Origin of the sequence: Tepidimonas ignava (assembly GCF_004342625.1) — a bacterium.
GTDB classification, from domain to species: domain Bacteria; phylum Pseudomonadota; class Gammaproteobacteria; order Burkholderiales; family Burkholderiaceae_C; genus Tepidimonas; species Tepidimonas ignava.
Window position 1 is genome coordinate 125,688 of sequence record NZ_SMAH01000007.1, and the last position, 14,074, is coordinate 139,761.

Consider the following 14,074-nt stretch of genomic DNA (forward strand, 5'->3'; position numbering starts at 1 on the left):
ATGCACCGACAGGGAGCCCGCCATGACGATTCGCAACCTCGATGCGCTGCTGCAACCGCGCCGCGTGGCGGTGCTGGGGGCGTCGGACCGCCCCGGCAGCGTCGGCGCCACCGTGTGGCGCAACTTGCACGGACGCTTTCAGGGCGAGCTGTACGCCGTCAACCCGCGCCAGCCCGCGCTGGGCGTGCCGGTGGCACGCAGCGTGGCCGAGCTGCCGCACGCGCCCGACCTGGCGGTGATCTGCACCCCGCCAGCCACCGTGCCGGGGCTCATCGCCGAGCTGGGCGCACGCGGCACGCGCGCCGCGATCGTCGTCACCGCGGGGCTGGACGCCACGCTCAAGCAAGCCATGCTGCAGGCCGCGCGCCCCTACACCCTGCGCATCCTGGGCCCCAACTGCATCGGCATGCTGGTGCCCCACCTGGGCCTCAACGCCAGTTTCGCGCACGCCCACGCCCAGCCCGGCGCCATCGCGTTCGTGTCGCAGTCCGGGGCGCTGGTCACCGCGGTGCTGGACTGGGCCAACGACCGCGGCATCGGGTTTTCGCACTTCATCTCGCTGGGCGACCACGCCGACGTGGACTTTGGCGACCTGCTCGACTACCTCGGCAGCGATGCGCGCACGCGCGCCATTTTGATGTACGTGGAATCGATCACCGCGCCGCGCAAATTCATGTCGGCCGCGCGCGCGGCGGCGCGCAACAAGCCCGTGGTGCTGGTCAAGGCCGGCCGCTCGGCCCAGGGCAGCCGCGCCGCCGCCTCGCACACCGGTGCCCTGGCCGGGGCCGACGATGTGTTCGACGCCGCCATCGCGCGCGCGGGCATGCTGCGGGTCAACACGCTGCAGCAGCTCTTTTTGGCCGTGGAGGTGCTGGCGCGCTTTCGCGACAACCGCAGCGAGCGGCTGCTGGTGCTGACCAACGGCGGCGGTGCGGGGGTGATGGCGGCCGACGCCGCCGCGCACATGGGCGTGGCGCTGGCCACGTTGCCCGAGCCGCTGGCGCAGGCCTTGGACGCCGTGCTGCCCCCCAACTGGTCGCGCGCCAACCCGGTGGACATCATCGGCGACGCCCCCGCGCAGCGCTACGTGGAGGCGCTGCGCATCCTGCGCCAGGATCGCGACAGCGCGATCCTGTTCATCCACGCACCCACCGCCATCGTGCCCGCCGACACCATCGCCGAAGCTCTGGCGCCACTGGCCGCCGAACGCCCGCCGCGCGTGTTGGGGTGCTGGCTGGGCAGCGGTGCGGTGGCCGCGGCGCGGGCCCGTTTTCGGGCGGCGGGTGTACCCGACTTTGCCACCCCCGAAGAGGCGGTGCGCGCCTTTGCCTACCTGCGGCAGTACCACCGCCACCAAGAGGAACTGCTGCAGACGCCGCCCGCGCCGCCTGGCATCGGGTTGGACCTGCCCGCCATCCGCACGTTGGTGGAGCAGGTGTTGGCCAGCGGCCGCGAGTGGTTGACCGAGCCCGAGGCCAAGCGGTTGTTGGCGCACGCCGGCATCCCCACCACCCCGGTGCGCACCGTGGGCCCTGACCCCGACGCCGCCGCGCAGGCCGCCCAGGCGCTGGGCTTTCCGGTGGTGCTCAAAATCCTGTCGCCCGACATCACGCACAAGTCCGACGTCGGGGGCGTACGCCTCAACCTGCACGACGCGGCCGAGGTGCGCAGCGCCGCCCACGCCATGCTGCAACGCGTGGCCAGCGCGCGGCCCGACGCGCGGCTGGAGGGCTTCGCGCTGCAGCCCATGGTGCAGCGCCGCCACGCCCACGAACTGATCGTCGGCGCCACCATCGACCCGCTGTTTGGGCCGGTGATTCTGTTTGGCGCCGGCGGCACGGCGGTGGAGGTGCTGGGCGACCGTGCCGTGGCGCTGCCCCCGCTCAACGTCGCGCTGGCCGACGCGCTGATCGAGCGCACCCAGGTGGCGCGGCTGCTGCGCGGCTGGCGCGACGTGCCGGCCGCGCACCGCCCCAGCATCCACGCCGCGCTGCTGGCCGTGGCGCAACTGCTGGCCGACGTGCCCGAAATCGCCGAGATCGACATCAACCCGCTGGTCGTCGACGCCCAGGGTGCGGTGGCGCTGGATGCGCGCGTGCGGGTCAGCGCCCAGCGCCCCGGCGGCGCGGCGCGCTTTGCCATCCGCCCCTACCCCGCCGACCTGATCGAGGTCATCCCCTGGGGTGACGACACCGTCACGCTGCGGCCCATCCGCCCCGAAGACGAAGCCCAGCACCTGGCGTTTCTGGAGCGCGTCGACCCGGAGGATATCCGCATGCGCATCTTTTACAGCCGCCGCAGCATCGAGCACACCGAGCTGGCGCGGCTGACCCAGATCGACTACGACCGCGAAATGGCCTTCATCGCCACGCGCGCGCTGCCCGAAGGGGGCGAAGAAACGCTGGGCGTGGTGCGCGGCATTTGCGACCCCGACAACGACAGCGCCGAGTACGGCATCCTGGTGCGCTCCGACCTCAAAGGCCGGGGGCTGGGCCGCATCCTGATGGACAAGCTCATCCGCTACCTGCGCGCGCACGGCACGCGGCGCATCGTGGGCCAGGTGCTGCGTGAAAACACCCCGATGCTGGCGCTGCTGGCCCGGCTGGGCTTTGCCATCGCCCCGCACCCGGACGACCCCGAGCTGCGCCTGGTCGAGCTGCCGCTGCAAACCCCGGCGCCCTGATCGCCCACGCCCGGCCTGGCCTGGCGGGGTTGACCGTTCGTCGGATTTTTGTTGCAGCGCAACAAACTGTCCTTGTGTTGTCACACAGAATCCCTATACTTGGTTTTGTTGCACTGCAACATGACCTCACACACAAGGAGTCCTGCCATGATGACCGCCGACCAACTCGTCGCCCTGCACAAGAAAAACGTCACCACCGTGTTCGACCTGGCCGACAAAACGCTGGCCGGCGTCGAAAAGCTGGCTGAGCTCAACCTGCAAGCCATCAAGGCGCTGCTGGCCGAATCGGCCGAGCACACGCAAGCCGCGCTGGCCGTCAAGGACATGCAAGACCTCGTCGCGCTGCACAACGCCATCGTGCAACCGGTGGGCGAAAAAGTGGCCTCGTACCACCGCCACGTGTACGACATCGCCTCGGGCGTGCAGGCCGAAGTGACCAAGGTGCTGGAAGCCCAGGCCCAGGAAGCGCACAAGCAGTTCCTGGCGCTGCTGGACGGCATGGTCAAAAACGCCCCGCAGGGCACCGAGCCGGCCGTGGCCGCCGTCAAGCAAGCGGTGAGCACCGCCGCCGCGGCGATGGAGTCGGTGCAAAAGGCCGTCAAGCAGGCGGCCGAACTGGCCGACGCCAACCTGAAGGCCGTGGCCAGCACCGCCGTGGCCGCCACCAAAACGCCGCGCACCGCCAAGGCCTCGGCCTGACGCGCGCCGCGCAACGGCGCCGCAGCCCGGCCGCGGCGTCAGCCGGGTAACCGACCGCGCCCCTTGGGCGCGGTTTTTTGTTGTTGCGCCGCCGCATAATCGGGCCGTCCCCAACCCCAAGCACCGGAGGAACCCGCATGACCCTGCAAACCATCGGCATCATCGGCGCCGGCACCATGGGCAATGGCATCGCCCAGGTGTGCGCCACCCACGGCTTGGACGTCGTGATGGTCGACATCAACGACGCCGCGCTGCACAAAGGCCTCGCCACCATCACCGCAAGCCTGGAGCGGCTGCTCAAAAAAGAAAAGCTCACCGCCGCCGAGCGCGACGCCGCCTTGGCCCGCATCCGCACCTCGACGAACTACGACGACCTCAAGGGCGCGCAGTTGGTCATCGAAGCCGCCACCGAAAACCTCGAGCTCAAGATCAAGATCCTGCGCCAGCTCGACGCGCTGCTGGCGCCCGAGGTCATCGTCGCCACCAACACCAGCTCCATCAGCATCACGCAGTTGGCCGCCGTCACCGGGCGCGCCGACCGCTTCATCGGCATGCACTTTTTCAACCCGGTGCCGCTGATGGCGCTGGTGGAAATCATCCGCGGCCTGCAAACCAGCGACGCCACGCACGACACGGTGCGGCAGCTCGCGCTCAAGCTTGGCAAGACCCCGATCACGGTCAAAAACTCGCCGGGCTTCGTGGTCAACCGCATCCTGGTACCGATGATCAACGAGGCGTTTTTCGTGCTGGCCGAAGGGCTGGCCAGCCCGGAGGACATCGACGCCGGCATGAAGCTGGGCTGCAACCACCCGATCGGGCCGCTGGCGCTGGCCGACATGATCGGGCTGGATGTGTGCCTGGCGGTGATGAACGTGTACTTCGCCGAGTTCAACGACAGCAAGTACCGCCCGTGCCCGCTGCTGAAGGAAATGGTGGCCGCCGGCTACCTGGGCCGCAAAACCGGCCGCGGCGTGTACACCTACGCTTGAGCGCGCACGGCCGCGCCGCGCGTGCGGGCCACCCGCGCAAGCGGCGCGCCCTACACCACGGACGGCTGCGGCGCCGCCACGTAGTGGCCGGATTTACCACCCTGCTTTTCCAGCAGCCGCACGTCGCCGATCGTCATGCCGCGGTCGGCGGCCTTGCACATGTCGTAAATCGTCAGCAGCGCCACCTGCACGGCGGTCAGCGCTTCCATCTCCACGCCGGTGGGGCCCACCGTCTCGGCCGTGGCCTGCACCCGCACCGCTGGCCCCTGCGGCTCGACGGTCAAATCCAGCGCCACGCGCGTCAGCGCGATCGGGTGGCACAGCGGGATCAGCTCCGCCGTGCGCTTGGCGGCCATGATGCCGGCGATGCGCGCCACCCCCAGCACGTCGCCCTTTTTGGCGGTGCCACGCTCGATCAACGCCAGCGTGGCCGGCTGCATGTAGATGCGCCCTTCGGCCACCGCCACCCGGTGCGTGGCCGCTTTGGCCCCGACGTCCACCATGTGGGCCTGGCCTTGGGCGTCGAAGTGCGTCAGGGGTGAGGCAGGGATGTCGGCGGGGTTGGAGCTCATGATGGCCTTCGTTGGTCGGGAATTTGCCTTGCAGACACGGCATCATACGGCCATGCAACGATCCACGGGCACCCCCCATGCATGGCCGCAACCCGCGCACGGACCTGCGCTGCGCCCTTGGTGCTGCACACGACGCCATTGGCTGGCGCAAGCCCTGCGCAGCGCGTTTGCCGTGCCGGTGGCGGCCGCGCTGGGGCCGTGGTTGGGCACACCGGCCCACGCCCAGACGGTCGCCCTGCCCGCGCTGGGCGACGGCGGCGACATGACGCTGGCCGTAGAACGCGAGCTGGGCGACCAGATCGCGCGCGCCATCTACCGCGACCCGGCTTACCTGGACGACCCCGCGCTGGCCGAACTGCTGCAGGCGCTGTGGCAGCCCTTGCTGGCCGGCGCCCGCCAACGTGGCGAGCTCAGCGACGAGCTGGCGCAGCGCTACGCGTGGCGGCTGCTGCTGGGCCGCGATCCCAGCGTCAACGCCTTCGCGTTGCCCGGCGGCTACCTGGGCATCCACTTGGGCTTGATCGGGGTCACGCAACGCGCCGACGAACTGGCCAGCGTGCTGGCGCATGAAATGAGCCACGTCACCCAACGCCACATCGCGCGGCTGCTGACGCGCCAAAGCCAGCAGGCCCCGCTGGTGCTGGCCGCGATGATCCTCGGAGCGCTGGCGGCCAGCGCGGCCAAAAACGCCGACATCGCCGGCGCGGCGGTGGCCGGCGGCCAGGCGCTGGCGGTGCAAGGGCAGCTCAACTTCTCGCGCGACATGGAGCGCGAAGCCGACCGCATCGGGCTGGCGGTGCTGCAGGCCGCCGGCTTCGACGGCCAGGGCTTCATCGGCATGTTCGAGCGGCTGCAACAATCGGCTCGCCTCAACGACGACGGCAGCTTCCCGTACCTGCGCAGCCACCCCCTGACGACCGAGCGCATCGCCGACATGCGCGCCCGGCTGCAACTGCAGCCCGCCAACCCGCCCACCGCCAGCGTATCGCCGCACTGGTACGCCGCGATGGCCGCGCGCGCGCGCGTGTTGGCCGACCCCGCGCCCGACCGACTGCGCACCCACGCCCGCGCGCGGCGGCCCGAGGACCCCGCCACCGCCTACGCCGCGGCGCTGGCGCACGGCCTGCTGCGCGAGCCCGCCGCCGCCCTGGACGCCCAAGCAGCGCTGCAACGCAGCCTGCCCACCGACGACGCCGCCGCGCAACGCGCCGCACGCTGGCTGCGGCTGGAGCTGCTGACGCTGCTGCACCCGGAAGCCACGCTCGACCCCGCCGCGCGCGCCAGCCTGCCGACGCTGACCCGCGCGGCGCTGGACGACGGCACACGCGCCGGCCTGCTGCTGGCCGCGCAGGCCGCCACCCGCGGTGGCGACGGTGAGCTGCGGCGCGCGTGCGCGCAGCGGCTGCAAGCCTGGTGCGTGCAACGCCCCGACGACGCCCAGGCCTGGGAGGTGCTGGCTGGCGTGCAGCGCGCGCTGGGGCAGCCGGTCCGTGCCGGGCGCGCCGAGGGCGAGGCCCGCTTGGCGCTGCTGGACGAAACCGGCGCGCTGGACCGCTTTCGCGCCACCCAGCGCCTGGCGGCCCAACAGCGCAGCGACGATTGGCAGGAGCTGGCGGTGCTCGACGCCCGCGTGCGCCACGTCGAAGCCGTGCTGCGCGAGCGCGAAGCCGCGCTGCGCCGCCGTCCCTGACAAGCTGCGGCCTGGGCAATCAGCGTGCAACGCGGCCCGATGGCGGGCCCGCCGCTGGCAACGGCAGCAGGCCGTCGTGTAGAGCGCACTCCACACAGGGGGACGTTGGCACGCCACAAGCCCGACCGTTTCGGATATTGCGATTTTCGTTGGTTTCGTTTAAAGTGAGGTTCCTGCTCACGTCGGCCTCGACGAGGAGTCCCCCCTATGAACGCGCCCACCATGGCCCAAACCCTGCCTTCCGCCGAAGACATCGCCCTGGCCCGGGAGTGCGGCCGGGTGTTGTCAACCATCCTCACGACCCGCGCCGAGACCCAGCGGATCGACTTCCATGACGACCAGGGCACGGTGCGCACCGTGTCGATCCCGACGTCGGCCCTGCGCCTGCTGCTGGACGTGCTGACCGAGATCGGTCAGGGCAATGCCGTGTCCATCATTCCGATCCACGCCGAGCTGACCACGCAGGAGGCCGCCGACCTGCTCAACGTCTCGCGCCCCTTCCTCGTCCAGTTGCTCGAGAAAGGCGAGATCCCGTTCCACAAGGTCGGCACGCACCGCCGCGTGCGCTACCAGGACGTGATCGCCTACAAAAACCGCATTGACGCCGAACGGCGCAAGGCACTGGATGCGTTGGCGGCCCAAGCCCAGGAACTCGGCATGGGGTACTGAGGCGGATGGGATCGCACTTCACCGTCGTCTATGACGCCTGCGTGCTCTATCCGGCCCCGCTGCGGGATCTGCTCATGCACTTGGCGCTGTCGGACCTGCACCGGGCCCGCTGGAGCGAGCGCATCCATGACGAATGGACGCGCCATGTGCTGGCCAGCCGCCCGGACCTGACGCGTGAACAGCTGCAGCGCACGCGCGATCTGATGAACGCGCATGTACGGGATTGCCTGGTCACCGGGTTCGAACACCTGATCCCGTCGATCCAGCTGCCGGATGCGGACGACCGCCATGTGGTGGCCGCCGCGATCCACTCGGGGGCGAGCCTGATCGTGACCTTCAACCTCAAGGACTTTCCGCCAGAAGCGCTCAAGCCCTACAACCTCGTGGCCCAACACCCCGACGACTTCATCGTCGACCTGCTGGACCTGCACCCGGCCAGCGTGCTGGAGGCGGCGGCGCGGCACCGGCGATCCCTCAAAAACCCGCCCAAAACGGCAGATGAATACCTGGACACCCTGCTGGCGCAGGGGCTGACGCAATCGGTGGCGCTGATGCGTCCATGGACCGTGGCCCTCTGAGCCGCGCGAGGAGAGGGCGTGGGCACGACGAGCCGATCGTGCTGCTCCTGCCGCACGACAGTGGCGACATCGATCGCGCCGTGTGGGCGCGCACCCACCCAAGCGAACCGGACAAGCAGCTCGATGCCACCGAATCCAGCGTCAAATCACGCTGCCCTTCGGCAGCGCAGCACAACGGCACGAGGTCATCGAAGAGCGTGGGGTACCCGGCGATCCTTGCACGCCCCATCATCCCAGCCGCTATCATGCGCACCCTCGATGCGGTGACCACGACCTTGCAAGCAGCCACTCCACCCATGGCCGGTATCCACATCACGGACATCGAAGCCGCGATCAACTACTGGCGCGCCCGCCAGCCGTCGCCCGACGGCGTCACGCTGCCTGCGCCGCTGCGCGCGTTGGCCGAGGTGTACGCGCTGATGATTCACTACGGCGAGGACGAGGCCGACGAGCACACCATGCCACGCCCCGCCTACGAGGCCTGGCGCGCCTGGTACGACACCACGCCGGACACACCCTGCATCGCCATTTGCTCCACCAACCAGGGTGACGCCGTCTGCAAGGGCTGCGGGCGCACGCACGACGAGGTGACCCGCTGGCCGGCGCTGACCCCCGGCGAAAAGCGCGCCGTGTGGCGGCGCATCACGCGCGAAGGCAGCGCGTGGCGCTTCAACGTGTACGCCGAGCGGGCGCTGGAGCAGCGCAGCACAGACGCGCCACCCGCGGCCACGCCGGCCGCACCGCCTGCCCCGACGCGCTGAAGCTGGGCAGCACGCAGCGGCGCGTGCCCCGGCTGTACGCTCAGATACGCTGCGCCAGCCGCGCCGCCTGGCCGGTGTAGGCCGCTGGCGTCAGCGCGCGCAGGCGGGCTTTTTCGGCCTCGGGGATCGGCAAGCCGTCGATGAGCGCGTGCAGCGCCTCGCGCGTGACGGCCTGGCCGCGCGTGGCCTCTTTCAGCCGCTCGTAGGCGCCGGGCACGCCGTAGCGGCGCATCACCGTCTGGATCGGCTCGGCCAGCACCTCCCAGGCCGCATCCAGGTCGGCCGCCAGCGCCGCGGCGTTGAGCTCCAGCTTGCCCAGCCCCGTCAGCAGCGATTGATGCGCCAACACCGCGTAGCCCAGCGCCACGCCCATGTTGCGCAGCACGGTCGAGTCGGTCAGGTCGCGCTGCCAGCGGCTGATCGGCAGCTTGTCGCTCAGGTGGCGCAGCAGCGCGTTGGCCAGGCCCAGGTTGCCCTCGGCGTTTTCGAAATCGATCGGGTTGACCTTGTGCGGCATCGTCGACGAGCCGATCTCACCCGCCTTCAGCTTTTGCTTGAAGTAGCCCAGGCTGATGTAGCCCCAGACGTCGCGCGCCAGGTCGATCAGGATGACGTTGCTGCGCCCCACGGCGTCGAACAGCTCGGCCATGTAGTCGTGCGGCTCGATCTGAATGCTGTACGGCTGGAACGTCAACCCCAGCCCGATCGGGGCGTCGGGTGGGGTATCGGGCCCCGGCGCTGGCGTTTCCACCACGCTGCGCGCAAAGGCTTCCCAATCCACCTGCGGGTACGCCGCCAGGTGCGCGTTGTAGTTGCCCACCGCGCCGTTCATCTTGGCCAGCAACGGCACCGCCGCGATGCGCGCGCGCGCCGTTTGCAGCCGCGCCACCACGTTGGCCAGCTCCTTGCCGACCGTGGTGGGGCTGGCGGTTTGGCCGTGCGTGCGGCTCAGCATCGGCTGCTCGGCCCAGGCGTGCGCGGCGTCGCGCAGGCGCTCGATGATGGCGTCCAGCCCCTGCAGCAGCACGGCACGCCCGGCTTGCAGTTGCAGCGCGTGGCTGGTGTTGTTGATGTCTTCGCTGGTGCAGGCAAAGTGCACGAATTCGCCGGCGCGCTGCAGTTCCGGCCAGCCTGCAAACACGCCCGGCACGCCCAACTCGGCGTGGCCGCGGATCCAGTACTCCACCGCCTTGACGTCGTGGTTGGTGGTTTTTTCAATGGCCTTGATGGCGGCCGCATCGGCCGGCGAGAAGTCGCGCACGACACGCCGCAGGTGCGCGCGCGCCGCTGCCGACAGCGGGGCAAACTCCGGCAGGCCCAGGTCGCTGAGCCGCTCGAACCACGTCAGCTCCACCTGCACGCGGCGGTGCATGAAGCCGTATTCGCTGAAAATGGGGCGCAGCGCAGCCAGCTTGGCGGTGTAGCGCCCATCCAGCGGGCTCAGGGCGGTCAGGGCGGCATCCGCCGCGGCAAGGGAGGCGTCAGCGTGGGCTTGCATAGTAGCTCGCGATTGTAGGCGCCTACCACCCCCCGCCAGGCGCCGCGCGCAGCCAATCCGTACAATCGGCAGCCCGGCGCCCCGCCCGGTTGCGGGTGGTGGGCGCGGCCACAGCGGATCCTCGACACCATGAAACTCAAGCTCATCGGCAGCCTCACCAGCCCCTACGTGCGCAAGGTGCGCATCGTCATGGCCGAAAAAAAGCTCGACTTCCAGCTCGAGCTGGCCGACCCCTGGGCCGCCGACTCCACCGTACCCGACGCCAACCCACTGGGCAAAGTGCCGTGCCTGGTGATGGAGGGGGGCGAGGCGGTGTTCGACTCGCGCGTCATCGTCGAGTACTTGGACACCCTGTCGCCGGTGGGCAAGCTGATTCCGGCCGCCGGGCGCGAGCGTGCCGAGGTCAAAACCTGGGAGGCGCTGGCCGATGGCGTGCTCGACGCCGCCGTGGCCGCCCGCATGGAGCAGGCATGGGTCGGACGCAGCGACGCGCAGCGCTGCCAAGCCTGGATCGAGCGCCAGCTCGCCGCGGTGCAGCGTGCGCTCAAGGCCATGAGCCTGGGGCTGGGCGACCGCCCCCACTGCCACGGCGTGCACCTGACGCTGGCGGACATCGCGGTCGGCGTGGCGCTGGGGTACTTGGACTTCCGTTTCCCCAGCATCGACTGGCGCACCACCTACCCCAACCTGGCGCGGCTGTACGAGCGGCTGATGCAGCGCCCCAGCTTTGCCGATACCGTGCCGCCGCGCGCCTGACAGCCGCCCGGGGCCGGGCGCCGAACATAAAAAAAGACCGCGAAGCCCCGGCCGAGACAACAGGAGGAGGGAGGGAGGAGGAGAACCGCCCCGGTCGGTCGTTCTGGCAAGTGGCGTTGCAACCAGCCGCCCATTGCCGCGCTTCGCGGTCACGTCAAACCCAACGACGACGCACGCTGCGTGGGAGCCGCGCACGCTGGCCAAAGTTCCCGGTGGATGGCAACGCCGTGCCGCCGTTCGTCGCCCCGACGGACGGCACGCTCACGCCGCGGCGGGCAGGCGCACCTGCACCGCCAGGCCACCCCAGGGCGAACGTTGCAACTGCAACTGTCCGCTGTACAACGACACCACCTCGCGCACGATATCCAGACCCAAGCCGGCACCGGGGGCGCGTTCGTCCGCGCGCACGCCGCGCTGCAGCACGGCCGCACACTGCTCGGGCGTCAGCCCCGGGCCGTCGTCTTGCACGCACAGCACCCACCACGGCCCCTCCTGCCAGGCCCGCACCTCGACGCGCGTGCGCGCCCATTTGCCGGCGTTGTCCAGCAGGTTGCCGGCGATTTCCTGCAAATCATGCGCTTCGCCGGCAAAGGCCAGGCCGGGCGGCGTGACCTCGACATCCCACGCCAACTCGGCCCCCTCGTCGGGGCGCTGCGGCGCATGGGCGTGCACCTTGCGCATCACGCGCAGCAGCCCCTCCAGCACCGGCTGCACCGGCGTGGGACGCGCCGGGTGGGCAGCGCTGGCGGCGCGCGCGCGGCGCAGGTGCCAGTCCACCTGTTCGCGCAGGCGCTGCACCTGCTCCTGCAGCGCGGTGGCGAGGGCCGGCTCGCGCGGCTGCAACTCCTCGGCCAGCGTGCCGATCACCGCCAGCGGGGTCTTGATCGCGTGCGCCAGGTTGCCGGCCAGCCGCCGCGCGCGCTCCACGCCCTGCTCGTCGTGCGCCAGCACGCGGTTGAAGTCCTCCACCAGCGGCTGCACTTCCGCCACGAAGTGGCCACGCAAGCGCGTCTCATGACCGTCGCGCACACGCTGCACGGCATGCTGCAGCGCACGCAGCGGCCGCAGGCCCAGCCACAGCTGCGCCGCCACCGCCGCCAGCAGCGCCGCGCCCAGCCCCGCCAGCGACCGCGCCAGCGCACCGTGAAAGGCGCCCAGCGCCTGCTCCAGCTCGCGCGTGTCGGCGGCGACGACGACGCGCCAGCGCGGCCCGTGATCGCCCCACTGGACGGCGCGCTCCAGCGCCCGCAGCCGCTGCCCGGCTGGCCCGGGCAGCGCATGCCGGTGCAACGCGCCGTCCGGCAGCGTGTCGTCGGCCAGCGGCAGCCGCTCGTCCCACAGCGAGCGCGAGCGCAGCGCCGGCTCCGCCTCGGCGCGCCCCACCGCCTGCACCTGCCAGTACAGGCCGCCATAGGGGCGCTGCCAGCGCGGGTCGGCCAGCGGCCGCGCCAGCACCGGCTGCCCGTCGGCATCCGGCTCCAGCGCCGCCAGCAGCTGCGTCAGCTGGTCCTGCAGCCGCAGGTCGAACTGCTGCGTGACGTGGCGCTCGAACAGCCGCGCGATCGCCACCCCGGCCAGCACCAGCGCCAACGACACCGCCAGCAGCGCCGCCAGCAGCAGGCGCCAGCGCAGCGAGGCGGCCCAGCGCCTCATCCGCCGGCGGCCTCCAGCCGGTAGCCCAGGCCCCGCACCGTCTCGATGCTGCCGGGCGGCAGCTTGCGCCGCAGCCGGGCGACGAACACCTCGATGGTGTTGGAGTCGCGCTCGGCGTCGCTGCCGTACAGGTGCTCGGCCAGCTCGGTGCGCGGCACCACCTGGCCGGCGCGGTGCATCAGGTACGACAGCACGCGCAGCTCCTGCGCCGTCAGCACGAGGGGCTGGCCCGCCACGCTGGCGCGCTGCTGGCGCGTGTCCAGCTCCAGCGCGCCGCAGCGCAGCACCGGGTGCGCAGCACCATGGGCACGGCGGATCAGCGCGCGCACGCGCGCCAGCAGCTCCTCGGTATGGAACGGCTTGGTTAGGTAGTCGTCCGCCCCGGCGTCGATACCGGCCACCTTGTCCTGCCAGGCGTCGCGCGCGGTCAGAATCAGCACCGGCGCCGTCACCCCCTCGGCGCGCCAGCGCTGCAGCACCGTCAGTCCGTCCAGTTGCGGCAGGCCCAGGTCCAGCACGATGGCGTCGTAGGGCTCCACGCCGCCCAGCTCCCACGCGCGGCGGCCGTCGGCCGCCACGTCCACCGTGTAGCCGGCCGCGCGCAGGCTGGCCGCCAGCCGCTGCGCCAGCGCCGCCTCATCTTCCACCAGCAGCACCCTCACCGCTTGCCTTTCTTCACTTCGGTCTTGAGCACGCTGCCGTCGCGCGCATCCACATACCACTCGACCAGCCGCCCGTCGGGGCGCAGCACCTTGAATTCGTACACCCAGCGGCCGTGCTCGCGCTCCAGTTCGGTGGCGATGACCTCGCCGCCCAACTGCGGCTGCACCCGCTGCAGGATCTCGCCCAGCGGCCGAATCTCGCCGGCCAGCACGGCTTCGCGCGCGCGCCGCTGGTCGCCGCCGCCATCGGCCCACGCGCCCGACCAGGCGACGGCCAGCAGCGCGGCCGCCAGCCCCACGGCCCCGGCGCGCGCCCCCCATGCCACCCGCCCGGGGGCGTGGACCCGGCGCTCGCGCGGGGGGGCATCGGGGGTTGCTTGCGTACGCATGCCGGCATGGTAGCGGCGCACGGCTGAACCGGGCATGAACCGCATGGCGTGACGGAGCGATGGGCCGGCCACGAGCCGTGCCTGAACGGTGCATGGCCGTGTCGTTCACGCGCCGTTCAGGCACGGCGGCGCACACTGGCCGCCGTGGGTTGATCTCGACTCCCACGGTTCCCTCTGACCTGTTCCAAGGAGTTTTTCATGCGCATCGTTGCCCCCCTCGCCGCTCTGTCGCTGACGCTGGCCGCCGGCGCCGCCCTGGCCGGCCCCCAATGCAACGCCCCCAAAGACAAATGGATGAAGGAAGCCGACTTCCGCGCCATGGTGGAAAAGCAGGGCTACCAGATCAAGACCTTCAAGGTCAGCTCCGGCCAGTGCTACGAGATTTACGGCCACGACAAGGCCGGCAAGAAAGTCGAAATCTACTTCGACCCCGCCACCGGCGCCGAAATGCAGCGCAAGTAAGCCCCCGCAGGAG

The 14,074-nt window shown here is 70.9% G+C and carries 14 protein-coding genes; 9 read left to right on the top strand and 5 right to left on the bottom strand.

Annotated features, from left to right (window positions below):
* Positions 1-22: 22 nt before the first annotated feature.
* The 3 genes from EDC36_RS07095 (at position 23) to EDC36_RS07105 (ending at position 4,371) form a co-directional block, all read left to right on the top strand.
* Positions 23-2,683: a bifunctional acetate--CoA ligase family protein/GNAT family N-acetyltransferase gene (locus EDC36_RS07095; protein ID WP_132962564.1), complete on the top strand. Its 2,661-nt coding sequence runs from the start codon at positions 23-25 to the stop codon at positions 2,681-2,683.
* A gap of 147 nt (positions 2,684-2,830) precedes the next feature.
* A complete protein-coding gene (phaP, locus tag EDC36_RS07100) occupies positions 2,831-3,382 on the top strand; it encodes a TIGR01841 family phasin (RefSeq protein ID WP_132962565.1) in 552 nt (183 codons plus the stop codon).
* A gap of 137 nt (positions 3,383-3,519) precedes the next feature.
* On the top strand, positions 3,520-4,371 hold the full coding sequence (locus EDC36_RS07105) for a 3-hydroxybutyryl-CoA dehydrogenase (RefSeq protein ID WP_132962566.1): 852 nt from the start codon (positions 3,520-3,522) through the stop codon (positions 4,369-4,371).
* Positions 4,372-4,421: 50 nt separating this feature from the next.
* Here the strand turns inward: EDC36_RS07105 and moaC are convergent, their stop codons facing one another.
* The gene (gene moaC / locus EDC36_RS07110; RefSeq protein ID WP_132962567.1) at positions 4,422-4,943 is read right to left on the bottom strand and encodes a cyclic pyranopterin monophosphate synthase MoaC; all 522 of its coding nucleotides are present in this window, start codon (positions 4,941-4,943) and stop codon (positions 4,422-4,424) included.
* A gap of 52 nt (positions 4,944-4,995) precedes the next feature.
* Here moaC and EDC36_RS07115 point away from each other — a divergent pair, with 52 nt between their 5' ends.
* The 4 genes from EDC36_RS07115 to EDC36_RS07130 all read left to right on the top strand — a co-directional run bounded on the left by EDC36_RS07115 (position 4,996) and on the right by EDC36_RS07130 (position 8,641).
* On the top strand, positions 4,996-6,633 hold the full coding sequence (locus EDC36_RS07115; protein WP_132962568.1) for a M48 family metalloprotease: 1,638 nt from the start codon (positions 4,996-4,998) through the stop codon (positions 6,631-6,633).
* Positions 6,634-6,840: 207 nt separating this feature from the next.
* Positions 6,841-7,302, top strand: a complete 462-nt coding sequence (locus EDC36_RS07120; protein WP_132962569.1) for a helix-turn-helix domain-containing protein — start codon at positions 6,841-6,843, stop codon at positions 7,300-7,302.
* 5 nt (positions 7,303-7,307) lie between these two features.
* On the top strand, positions 7,308-7,880 hold the full coding sequence (locus tag EDC36_RS07125) for a PIN domain-containing protein (protein WP_132962570.1): 573 nt from the start codon (positions 7,308-7,310) through the stop codon (positions 7,878-7,880).
* A gap of 296 nt (positions 7,881-8,176) precedes the next feature.
* A complete protein-coding gene (locus EDC36_RS07130; protein ID WP_132962594.1) occupies positions 8,177-8,641 on the top strand; it encodes a DUF3717 domain-containing protein in 465 nt (154 codons plus the stop codon).
* Positions 8,642-8,681: 40 nt separating this feature from the next.
* Here EDC36_RS07130 and purB read toward each other — a convergent pair whose 3' ends face one another.
* Positions 8,682-10,139: an adenylosuccinate lyase gene (gene purB, locus EDC36_RS07135; RefSeq protein ID WP_132962571.1), complete on the bottom strand. Its 1,458-nt coding sequence runs from the start codon at positions 10,137-10,139 to the stop codon at positions 8,682-8,684.
* Positions 10,140-10,268: 129 nt separating this feature from the next.
* Here purB and EDC36_RS07140 point away from each other — a divergent pair, with 129 nt between their 5' ends.
* Positions 10,269-10,895: a glutathione S-transferase N-terminal domain-containing protein gene (locus EDC36_RS07140; RefSeq protein ID WP_132962572.1), complete on the top strand. Its 627-nt coding sequence runs from the start codon at positions 10,269-10,271 to the stop codon at positions 10,893-10,895.
* A gap of 261 nt (positions 10,896-11,156) precedes the next feature.
* Here the strand turns inward: EDC36_RS07140 and EDC36_RS07145 are convergent, their stop codons facing one another.
* From EDC36_RS07145 to EDC36_RS07155, 3 genes are read right to left on the bottom strand one after another with little or no spacing between them, the layout of a single operon-like run.
* Positions 11,157-12,548, bottom strand: coding sequence for a sensor histidine kinase (locus EDC36_RS07145; protein ID WP_132962573.1), 1,392 nt, complete (start codon positions 12,546-12,548; stop codon positions 11,157-11,159).
* Positions 12,545-13,210 carry a response regulator gene (locus tag EDC36_RS07150; protein ID WP_068607291.1) on the bottom strand — a complete coding sequence of 222 codons (666 nt, stop codon included), beginning with the start codon at positions 13,208-13,210 and terminating at the stop codon, positions 12,545-12,547. The genes EDC36_RS07145 and EDC36_RS07150 overlap by 4 nt, the downstream gene beginning before the upstream one ends.
* On the bottom strand, positions 13,207-13,599 hold the full coding sequence (locus EDC36_RS07155; RefSeq protein WP_132962574.1) for a PepSY domain-containing protein: 393 nt from the start codon (positions 13,597-13,599) through the stop codon (positions 13,207-13,209). The genes EDC36_RS07150 and EDC36_RS07155 overlap by 4 nt, the downstream gene beginning before the upstream one ends.
* A gap of 198 nt (positions 13,600-13,797) precedes the next feature.
* On the opposite strand from EDC36_RS07155, the gene EDC36_RS07160 reads away from it, so the two are divergent.
* The gene (locus EDC36_RS07160; protein ID WP_132962575.1) at positions 13,798-14,061 is read left to right on the top strand and encodes a PepSY domain-containing protein; all 264 of its coding nucleotides are present in this window, start codon (positions 13,798-13,800) and stop codon (positions 14,059-14,061) included.
* The last annotated feature ends 13 nt before the right edge of the window (positions 14,062-14,074 follow it).